Annotated in this window: 7 protein-coding genes; all 7 read left to right on the top strand. The window is 67.9% G+C overall.

Annotation, left to right across the window (positions count from 1 at the left end; all coding sequences use genetic code 11):
- Positions 1 to 274: 274 nt before the first annotated feature.
- The 7 genes from D7T59_RS13635 to D7T59_RS13605 all read left to right on the top strand — a co-directional run bounded on the left by D7T59_RS13635 (position 275) and on the right by D7T59_RS13605 (position 10,571).
- Complete coding sequence (locus tag D7T59_RS13635) at positions 275 to 706, top strand: DUF2946 family protein (protein WP_180853484.1); 432 nt, start codon at positions 275 to 277, stop codon at positions 704 to 706.
- Positions 707 to 777: 71 nt separating this feature from the next.
- On the top strand, positions 778 to 2,841 hold the full coding sequence (locus D7T59_RS13630) for a TonB-dependent copper receptor (RefSeq protein WP_180853483.1): 2,064 nt from the start codon (positions 778 to 780) through the stop codon (positions 2,839 to 2,841).
- A 312-nt stretch (positions 2,842 to 3,153) separates the two neighbouring features.
- Entirely contained in the window at positions 3,154 to 4,260 is a 1,107-nt protein-coding gene (locus D7T59_RS13625; protein WP_164139194.1) for an efflux RND transporter periplasmic adaptor subunit, read from the top strand.
- On the top strand, positions 4,257 to 7,382 hold the full coding sequence (locus D7T59_RS13620; protein WP_164139196.1) for an efflux RND transporter permease subunit: 3,126 nt from the start codon (positions 4,257 to 4,259) through the stop codon (positions 7,380 to 7,382). Before D7T59_RS13625 ends, D7T59_RS13620 begins: the two co-directional genes overlap by 4 nt.
- Positions 7,375 to 7,971: a GNAT family N-acetyltransferase gene (locus D7T59_RS13615; RefSeq protein WP_180853482.1), complete on the top strand. Its 597-nt coding sequence runs from the start codon at positions 7,375 to 7,377 to the stop codon at positions 7,969 to 7,971. Before D7T59_RS13620 ends, D7T59_RS13615 begins: the two co-directional genes overlap by 8 nt.
- Positions 7,972 to 8,221: 250 nt before the next feature.
- A complete protein-coding gene (locus D7T59_RS13610) occupies positions 8,222 to 9,742 on the top strand; it encodes an amino acid carrier protein (RefSeq protein ID WP_180853481.1) in 1,521 nt (506 codons plus the stop codon).
- On the top strand, positions 9,735 to 10,571 hold the full coding sequence (locus D7T59_RS13605) for a TrmH family RNA methyltransferase (RefSeq protein WP_180853480.1): 837 nt from the start codon (positions 9,735 to 9,737) through the stop codon (positions 10,569 to 10,571). Before D7T59_RS13610 ends, D7T59_RS13605 begins: the two co-directional genes overlap by 8 nt.
- Positions 10,572 to 10,644 lie beyond the last annotated feature (73 nt).

The following is a 10,644-nucleotide window of genomic DNA, read 5'->3' as shown; positions in this document are numbered from 1 at the left end:
CACCCCGAGAGTGGTTCCGACAGACCGCAGAGATCTGTCGAAGGCGGGGTGGGTCCGGTTGCGGGGGCGTGAGCCGCATGGATGCGGCGACCGAGCCTACATGGACGTATTTACGGCGTCTCCCGCAACCGGACCCACCCCGCCATCCCACGGATTGCCCGCTTTTGACGTTGACGTTGATTCGGCAGGTGCAGGGCGCAGCCCTGCCGACAACCCCCCTCCTGCGACCGTTCGTCGCACAGGGCAACCCTGGACCCGCCTCTACACTAGCGCGGTGACCCGCTTGTCCCGCCCGCAGCGCCTTCTGCTCCAGCTCGCCGTCCTGGCGACGCTGCTGATGGTGCTTGCGCCGCTGGTCAGCCGCGAGCTGCAGGCGCCGCCGATGGACCACACCGCAATGGCGGGCATGGACCACGCCGCCATGGGCCATCACATGCACGACATGGCCATGGGCGGGCACGATCAGCAGGGCGCTGCGCCGGCCGCGCCCAACCGCCCGGCCGATCCCCACGCCATGCATGGCGAAGCCTGCGAGTACTGCGTGCTGGCCATGCGCCTGCTGCCGTGGCTGGCGGTGCTGGTGCTGCTGTTGCCGTTGCTGTGGCGGCCGCGCCTGGTATTCCCGTGGTCGCAGCAGGTGCTGCCCGCGCTGCACTGGCCAGCGCATGCCGCACGTGGGCCACCGCGCCTCTCCATCGTCCGCTGATATCCCCATGAATCTGCCGCACGACGCCTGACCGGGCGCCGTGCGCGCGTGCGTACCTTGGAGCTGTTCCGATGAAAATGACTTCCCGCCCCGCGGGCGCCTGCGCGCGCCTGCCGGTTGCCCTTGGCCTGGCCGTGGCCGCGTCACTGGCCCACGCTGCGCCTGCCGACGAGGCGCGCACCCTCGACACGATGGTGGTCACCGCCGCCGCGCCGTCGTCGCCACTGCACTGGGTGACCGATCCGCGCCTGCCGCGGCAACCGGTACCGGCCAGCGACGGTGCCGATTACCTGAAAACCGTTCCCGGCTTCTCCGCCATCCGCAATGGCGGCACCAACGGTGACCCGGTGCTGCGCGGCATGTTCGGTTCGCGCCTGAACATCCTCAGCAACGACGGCAACCTGATCGGAGCCTGCCCGTCGCGCATGGACAATCCGCTGTCCTACATCGCCCCGGAGAGTTTCGACCGGCTGACCATCATCAAGGGCCCGCAGAGCGTGCGCTGGGGCGCAGGTGCGTCGGCTGGCACCGTGCGCTTCGAGCGCGATACACCGCGCTTCGATGAACCCGGCCTGCGTGCCGATGCCAGCGCGCTGGTCGGTTCGCGCAACCGCAACGACCAGGTACTGGACCTGACCCTGGGCAACCCGACCGGGTACGTGCGCGTCAGCGGCAACCGCTCCGAAGCCGATGACTACAAGGACGGCCACGGTGAGGTGGTGCCGTCGAAGTGGCGCAAGTGGAACGGTGATGTGGCCATTGGCTGGACGCCGGACGCCGATACGCTGCTGGAAATCTCCGCCGGTGCCGGTGATGCGATCGCGCGCTACGCCGGGCGCGGCATGGACGGCGCCGCGTTCGAGCGCACCAGCTACGCGGCACGCTTCGAGAAGCGCAACCTGCCGGGCGCGTGGGACACGGTGCAGGCCAACGTGTACTACAACGAAGCCGACCACGTGATGGACAACTACACGCTGCGCACGCCGAATCCCAACAGCATGATGCCAATGCCGATGGCGTCGAACGTGGACCGCCGTACCCAGGGCGGCCGGGTCAGTTCCGAGTGGCGTTGGCAGGACGTGCAGCTGGTGGCGGGCGTGGATGGCGAAGACAGCCGCCACCGCGGCCGCATGGGCATGGGCCGCGATACCTACCGCCAGGCAGCGTGGGAGACCGATGCCAACTTCCGTCGCTATGGCGTGTTCACCGAACTGACGCTGGGCGCCGGCACCGACCAGCGCTGGATCAGTGGCCTGCGCATCGATCGCGCCAGCGTGCGCGATGAGCGGCAGTCGATCCGCGGCATGATGGGCAACCGGCCCAATCCCACCGCCGGGCAGACGCGCAAGGAGTGGCTCGGCAGCGGTTTCCTGCGCTACGAGCAGGACCTGGCCGACGGCCTGACCTGGTATGCCGGTCTCGGCCACAGCCAGCGCATGCCCGATTACTGGGAGCTGTTCTCGCCCGACCACGGCCCGTCCGGTGCGGTGAACGCATTCACCGGCATCCAGCCCGAGCGCACCACCCAGCTTGACGTCGGCCTGCAGTACAAGGGCCCACGCGTGCAGGCCTGGGTCTCGGCCTACGCCGGGCAGATCCAGGACTACATCCTGTTCACCTATCACGGTAGCGGCATGATGGGCATGAGCCAGGCCAGCAACATCGATGCGCGCATCGCCGGTGCCGAGGCTGGGCTGGAAGTGAGCCTGGCCGAACAGTGGAAGCTGGGCGGCACGCTGGCCTACGCCTGGGGCGAGAACCGCGACCAGCAGCGTCCGCTGCCGCAGATGCCGCCGCTGGAAGCCCGCCTGAGTGCGAACTGGGAAGGCCAGCGCTGGACTGCCGGGGCACTGCTGCGCGCGGTGACCCACCAGCATCGCGTTGCCGATGGGCAGGGCAACGTGGTGGCCCAGGACCTCGGGCCGAGTGCCGGCTTCGCCACGTTCGCGCTCAACGCCGCGTACCGTTTCAGTTCGCAGCTGCAGCTCAGTGCAGGCATCGACAACCTGTTCGACCGCGCCTACAGCGAGCACCTGAACCTGGCCGGCAGCGCCGACTTCGGCTTCCCGGCCGATCCGGTGCGCATCAACGAGCCCGGGCGCAGCCTGTGGATGAAGGTGAGCTACCGGTATTGACCCGCGTGCGGAACGGTAGCGCCGGGCCATGCCTGGCGTTGCTGCCGGACAAAAAAACGGGGCCGGATCCCCGCCAGGATCCGCCCCCTGCCCAACGCCCTCCGTCGGGCAGCTTCGACTCTACGATGGCAACGCCTGCGGTGCACGGCTGGATACACCCCGACACACGCCGACACTGCCATGTGCAGCCTTGCACGGAACGGGTTCAAGGCGCTATCACGGCTTCGGTTCCACGCTGGTAAACGCTTGGCACATACCGCTTCTGCGGGCCCTTGCCTACACTCGGCGGCCGTGGATCAATCAGGACCGTTCATGTTGGCTCGTATCGCTTCGACCCTGGCCCTTGGCCTCAGCCTGGCCGTACTGGCCGGGTGCGCAGGCAAACAGGAGGCCGCCGCACGTCGGCAGGGCGAAGCGGTGCCGGTCACCGCGCAGGTGGTGCAGCCCACGCAGTGGAATGACACCCTGCAGGCGCTGGGCACGGCCAAGGCGCGCGAGTCGATCAGCGTCACCGCCAAGGTCAGCGAAATCGTCGAGAAGGTGCATTTCGAAAGCGGCCAGCACATCGCCGCCGGTGCACCGATCGTGACCCTGCGCGGGCAGGCCCAGGAAGCGGCGCTGGTGCAGGCGCAGGCCACCTTCCACGAGGCCGACCAGTTGTACAAGCGCCAGCGCGAGCTGGCCACGCAGCGGCTGGTCTCCAGCGCCACGCTGGATACGCAGAAGTCGATCCGCGATGCCGCCGAGGCGCGCGTGGCGCAGATGCAGTCGGACATCGGTGACCGCCGCGTGCGCGCGCCGTTCGCTGGCGTGCTTGGCATCCGCCAGGTCAGCCCGGGCACGCTGCTGACGCCGACCACGGTGATCGCCACGCTCGACGACATCGAGCACATGCACATCGATTTCCAGGTGCCGGAAGTGGAACTGGCCGCACTGGGTGTCGGTGACAAGGTCAGCGCCACCAGCGTGGCGTGGCCGGGCCGCAGCTTCGAAGGCGTGGTCAGCACCATCGATGCGCGCATCGACCCGGCTACCCGCGCGGTGACCGTGCGTGCCGACTTCGCCAACGGCGACCACGCGCTGCGCCCGGGCATGCTGCTGGACGTGCGCCTGTTCCGCCCCGAGCGCCCGGCACTGGTGGTGCCGGAAATCGCCGTGGTGCAGGTGGGCCGCGATACCTTCGTGTACCGCATCAAGAACGACGACAGCGTCGAGCGCGTGGACGTGGTGACCGGTGCGCGCCGTGCCGGCGTGGTCGAGATCAAGCAGGGGCTGGACGCCGGCCAGCGCATCGTGGTCGACGGCACCGGCAAGCTGCGCCCGGGCCTGAAGGTCGCGGCCAGGGATGCGGCACCGGCCAGCGGTGCGAAGCCGGCTGATGCACCGGCACCGGTCGCGGCCGAGGGCCACGGCGGATGAAGCTGTCCGACATCTCCATCCAGCGGCCGGTGTTCGCCGTGGTGATGAGCCTGCTGCTGCTGGTGCTGGGCGTGATGTCCTTCACCCGCCTGACCCTGCGCGAACTGCCCGCCATCGATCCACCGATCGTGTCGGTGTCGGTGGACTACACCGGCGCCTCGGCAGCCGTCATCGAAAGCCGCATCACCCAGGTGCTGGAAGATGCACTGGCTGGCATCGAAGGCATCGATACCATCAACGCGCGCAGCACCAACGGCCGCTCGCAGGTCAGCATCGAGTTCACCTCCAACCGCGATATCGAAGCGGCGGCCAATGACGTGCGCGATGCGGTCAGCCGCGTCGCCGACCGCATGCCGGAGGAAGCGCGCCCGCCGGAGATCGCCAAGGTCGAAAGCGATGCCGACCCGATCATCTGGTTCAACATGGTCTCCTCGACCATGGACACGCTGGAGCTGAGCGATTACGCCGACCGTTATGTGGTCGATCGTTTTTCCAGCCTCGATGGCGTGGCCCAGGTCCGCATCGGTGGCCGCCAGCGCTATGCGATGCGCATCTGGCTGGATCGCGACCAGCTGGCCGCGCGCGGGCTGACCACGGGTGATGTGGAAACCGCACTGCGCAACGAGAACGTGGAACTGCCGGCCGGCCGCATCGAGTCGACCGACCGCGATTTCACCCTGCGCGTGGAGCGCAACTACATCAAGCCGGAAGACTTCGCGACCATCCCGCTGGGCAAGGGCCGCGACGGCTACGTGGTGCGCATGGGCGACGTGGCGAAGATCGAACTGGCCTCGGCCGAGCGTCGCGCGTACTACCGCAGCAACGGCGAGCCCGGCATCGGCCTGGGTATCGTCAAGACCTCCACCGCCAACTCGCTGGACGTGGCCCGCACCGCGCGTGCCGAAGCGGAACGCGTCGCGCTGTCGCTGCCCAAGGGCACGCAGATCTTCGTGGCGTTCGACAACACCACCTTCATCGAAGCCGCCGTGGACCGCGTCTACGCCACGCTGGTGGAGGCGATGATCCTGGTGCTGGCGGTGATCTGGCTGTTCCTGGGCAGCTTCCGCGCCGCACTGATTCCGGCGGTGACGGTGCCGGTCTGCCTGGTCGCGGCGTTCATCGCACTGTATGCGTTCGACTTCTCGATCAACCTGCTGACCCTGCTTGCGCTGGTGCTGTGCATCGGCCTGGTGGTGGACGATGCGATCGTGGTGGTGGAGAACGTGCAGCGCCGCATCGATCTGGGCGAGCCCCCATTGGTGGCCTCCAAGCGCGGTACCACGCAGGTTGCCTTCGCGGTGATCGCCACCACCGCCGTGCTGGTGGCGGTGTTCCTGCCGGTCGGCTTCCTGGAAGGCAATACCGGTCGCCTGTTCCGCGAACTGGCGGTGGCGCTGGCGGCAGCAGTGGCGTTGTCCGCGTTCGTGGCGCTGACGCTGACGCCGATGATGGCCTCCAAGCTGCTCAAGCCGCACACCGGGCAGGCACCGCGCGGCCTGCATGGCTTCATCAACCGCAACCTGGAACGCCTGGCCTCGGGCTATGGCCGCGTGCTCGACCACCATGTCGACCGCACCTGGATCTACCTGCTGGTGATGGTGGCCGCGCTGGCCGCCAGCTGGGGCCTGCTGAAGCTGCTGCCGTCGGAGCTGGCGCCGGCCGAAGACCGCGGTTCATTCCAGATCATGATCGACGGCCCGGAAGGCGCCGGTTACGACTACACCGTGCAGCAGGTACAGCAGGTGGAAGCGCTGCTGGCGCCGCATGTCGGCCCGGACAAGCCGATCGTGCGTGCCAATCCGCGCGTGCCGGGTGGTTGGGGTGCCAGCGAGGAAATGCACACCGGCCGCGTCAGCATCTTCCTGCAGCCGTGGCGCCAGCGCAGCGAGGGCACGCCGGAAGTGGCCAATGAGCTGCAGAAGGAACTGGACACCATGCGCGGCGTGCGCGTTCGCACGCAGGTGGGCGGTGGCCTGGTGCGCAGTGGCGGCCAGCCCTTCCAGATCGTGCTGGGCGGGCCGGAGTACGCGGAAATCGCCCAGTGGCGCGACCGCATCCTGCTGCGCATGGCCGACAATCCCGGCCTGGTCGGCCCGGATTCGGACTACAAGGAAACCCGGCCGCAGATGCGGGTGAACATCGACCGCCAGCGTGCGGCCGACCTCGGCGTGCCGGTCACCGCAATCGGTTCGGCGCTGGAAACCATGATGGGTTCGCGTCGTGTCACCACCTTCGTCGACAACGGTGAGGAGTACGACGTGCTGGTCCAGGCCGGTCGCGATGGACGCGCCAGCCCGGCCGACCTGGCCGCGATCCGCGTGCGTGCCACCTCCGGTGAGCTGGTGCCGCTGTCCAACCTGGTCACGCTCAGTGAAGTGGCCGAGGCGGGCACGCTGAACCGCTTCAACCGCCTGCGCTCGATCACCATCACCGCCGGCCTGGCGCCAGGCTATCCGCTGGGCGAGGCCATCGCCTGGGCGCAGAACGTGGCCCGCGAAGAGCTGCCGCAGTACGCGCAGGTGAACTGGAAGGGCGAATCGCGCGAGTACCAGAGTGCCGGTGGCGCCGTGCTGCTGACCTTCGCCATGGCCCTGCTGGTGGTGTACCTGGTGCTGGCCGCGCAGTTCGAAAGCTTCATCCACCCGCTCACCATCATGCTGACCGTGCCGCTGGGCGTGCTGGGCGCGCTGGTGGGCCTGTGGGTGAGCGGGGGCACGGTGAATCTTTTCAGCCAGATCGGCATCGTCATGCTGGTCGGCCTGGCGGCAAAGAACGGCATCCTCATCGTCGAATTCGCCAACCAGCTGCGCGATGACGGGCGCACGGTGCGCGAGGCCATCATCGAATCGGCGATGGTGCGCCTGCGCCCGATCCTGATGACCTCGATCGCCACCGTGGTCGGTGCGATCCCGCTGGTGGTAGCCGGTGGTCCCGGCTCGGCCAGCCGTGGCACCATCGGCATCGTGATCATCTTCGGCGTGACCCTCTCGACCTTCCTGTCGCTGTTCGTGGTGCCGGCGTTCTACGCGCGGCTGGCCCCGTACACGCGCTCGCCGGAAGCGGTGAAGCGCGAGCTGGAGAAGCAGGAAGCCGAGTCGCCCTCGGTCGGCGGGCATGCCTGACCCTCGCGCCGGCGGGGTGCCTGACGGGGTCGGATCCCTTTCCCAAAGGGAAAGGGCTCTGACCCCACACCTCGAAGGCCCAGGCTTCCGACTGCGCCCCTGGCACCCCGACGACCTCGAATCATTGCTGCGCCACGCCAACGACCCCGACGTATCGCGTGGCCTGCGCGACCGCTTCCCGTACCCGTACACGCGGGCCGATGGCGAAGCCTTCCTCGCCGGTCGCGTGCTGACGCCGGGTACCCTGAATCTGGCCATTGAGATCGACGGCCAGGCCTGCGGCAGCGTCGGCGCGCAGCAGGGCAGTGCCGAGCGCGGTCATATGGCTGAACTCGGCTACTGGCTGGGCCAGGCCTACTGGGGCCAGGGCCTGATGACCCGCGTGGTCGGCCTGTTCGTGCCGTGGGTGATGGACGAGCTGCGCCTGTTCAGGCTGCAGGCCGGGGTAGTGGACTTCAACCTCGGCTCGGCGCGGGTGCTGGAAAAGAACGGTTTCCAGGAAGAAGGCGTGGACCGCTGTGCGGTCTACAAGCGCGGCGAACTGCACGACCTGCGCCGCTTCGCCCGGGTGCGCACCCAGCTGCCCTGAGCAGCCGGGGAGGGGGAGGGGTAGAGTCGACTGTCAGTCGACTATCGCGCGCAGCGCGGGTTTTTCCGCAGCTTGAAGGAGAGCAGTCGACTGACAGTCGACTCTACCGCCGCTGTTCCGGCCCTCCCGAGGCCGCCTGCCTCCCCCGTTCCTTCCGGCGCTACCGCAGCGGCCTTCGATCAGGGAGAATCGACCGGTCCCTTCCAGCCGACGGGACGTCCTTACAACCCGCCGACTGGAGAGAGCGCGCGTGGAAGCTACCGTACATTTCATCAACAGCATCATCTGGAGCAAGGCACTGATCTTCATGTGCCTGGCTGCTGGCCTGTTCTTCAGCCTGCGCACCCGCTTCATGCAGATCCGGGGTTTCGTCGAGATGTGCCGCCTCACCGTCAAGGGTGAGAAATCCGACGCCGGCGTGTCCTCGTTCCAGGCCCTGGCCATGTCGATGGCCGGCCGCATGGGCATCGGCAACATCGCCGGCGTGGCCACCGCCATCGCCTTCGGCGGCCCCGGTGCCATCTTCTGGATGTGGGTGATGGGCTTCCTCGGCGCGTCCACCTCGTACGTGGAATGCACCCTGGCGCAGATCTACAAGACCAAGGACGCCGAAGGCCGCTACCGCGGTGGCCCGGCTTATTACATCGAAAAGGCCATGGGCCTGAAGTGGTACGCGCTGGCCTTCGCCATCGCCACGATCATCGCTGCCGGCTTCCTGATGCCGGGCGTGCAGGCCAATGCCATCGCCGACAGCATCATCAACGCCTGCCGTGGTACCGCGCTGTGCGGCCCGCTCGATGGCCAGGCCTTCGGCATGGAATCGGTGCAGGCATTGAAGCTGGGCATCGGCATCGTGGTGGCCCTGCTGCTGGGCGTGGTGATCTTCGGTGGCGTCAAGCGCATCGCCAACTTCGCCGAAGTGGTGGTGCCGTTCATGGCCGCAGGTTTCATCCTGATGGCCATCGTCATCATGATCATCAACTACGACCGCGTGCCGGAAATGTTCGGCATCATCTTCAAGAGTGCCTTCGGCACCCACGCCGCATTCGGCGCGATGATGGGCCTGGCGGTGGAGTGGGGCATCAAGCGCGGCATCTACGCCAACGAAGCCGGCCAGGGTTCGGGCCCGCACGCGGCAGCCGCCTCGGAAGTCTTGCACCCGGCCAAGCAGGGCTACGTGCAGGCCTTCGCCATCTACTTCGACACCATGATGGTGTGCACCGCCACCGCGTTCCTGATCCTGGCCAGTGGCACCTACAATGTGTACTCGCCGGCAGGCGCCAGCGCTCCGCCGATCTTCCAGGGCCTGGCCGGCATTCCAGAAGGCGCGGGCTACGCGCAGGCGGGCGTTGAAGCCGTGCTGCCGGGCTGGGGCTCGGCGTTCGTCTCGATCGCCATCTTCTTCTTCGCCTTCACCACCATCATGGCGTACTACTACATGGCCGAGACCAACCTCAGCTATGTGAACCACAACAAGAAGCGCCCGCTGACCGTGCTGCTGCTGCGCCTGGGCATCATCGGCATGGTGGTGTTCGGTGCGTTCCACAATGCCACCCTGGCCTGGGCGCTGGGTGACATCGGCGTGGGCCTGATGGCCTGGCTGAACATCATTGCCATCCTCATCATCCAGAAGCCGGCCATGCTGGCCCTGCGTGATTACGAACGACAGAAGAAGCTCGGCCTCGATCCGACCTTCGACCCCGATGCCCTGGGCATCAAGAACGCCGATTTCTGGCGTCAACGCAAGCTGGAGTTGTCCCGTAGTGAATGATCCCTGGAAGAACGCCCGCCGCCCGTCGTCGCGACCGCCGCGGGCCACCCCGCTGCCTCCGCGTGAGGGCGGCACCCCGCCGCCGCCGGGGCGCGGCAACGACGAACTGCGCCTGTATGGCTGGAACGCCGTGCAGGCGCTGTTCGCCAAGCGCCCGCAGGCGTTGCGCAAGCTGTACCTGGTGGACGCGCTGATTCCGCGCATGCAGCCGGTGCTGAAGTGGTGCGTGGCCAACCGCGTGGGCTACCGCGTCGTCGAGGAAGGCGACCTCAACAAGCTGGCCGCCACCACCCATCACGAAGGCCTGGTGGCCGACGTGCTGCGTGCGCCGGTCGTGCCGCTGGCGCAGTGGCTGGCCGATCTGGAGCAGGGCCCGGTGCTGGCGTTGTGGCTGGATGGTGTCGGCAACCCGCACAACTTCGGCGCGATCCTGCGCTCGGCCGCGCACTTCGGCGTCAAGGCGCTGCTGCTGCCGGCCGGCAGCACGCTGGCACTGTCCGGTGCTGCCGCACGCGTGGCGGAAGGCGGTGCGGAATCGGTGCCGCTGGTGCAGTTGCCGGAGACTGCAGAGGCGATGGCACAGCTGCGCAGTGCCGGTTTCGGCCTGGCCGCAACCCTGGTCGAGGGCGGAGATGACGTGTTCCGCGCGTCCCTGCCGGAGCGGCTGGTGTACGTGATGGGCGCCGAAGGCGAAGGCATGGACCGTGGCCTGGCAGGGCAGTGCGACCTGCAGGTCTCGATCCCCGGCAGTGGTGCGGTGGAGAGCCTGAACGTGGCCTCGGCCACGGCAGTGCTGCTGGCGCAGTGGGCCAGTCGCCGCGTGAGGTGAGAGCTGCAGACAGGCTAGGGTGATTCGAGTCCACGTCTGCCGGTCCAGTTGGAAGTGCCTCGGCTCGAGAAGT

Source organism: Stenotrophomonas maltophilia, assembly GCF_013464915.1.
In the GTDB taxonomy this organism is placed as follows: domain Bacteria; phylum Pseudomonadota; class Gammaproteobacteria; order Xanthomonadales; family Xanthomonadaceae; genus Stenotrophomonas; species Stenotrophomonas maltophilia_AT.
Note: the sequence above shows the minus strand (reverse complement) of the source record. Positions and strands in the feature narration are given on the sequence as shown.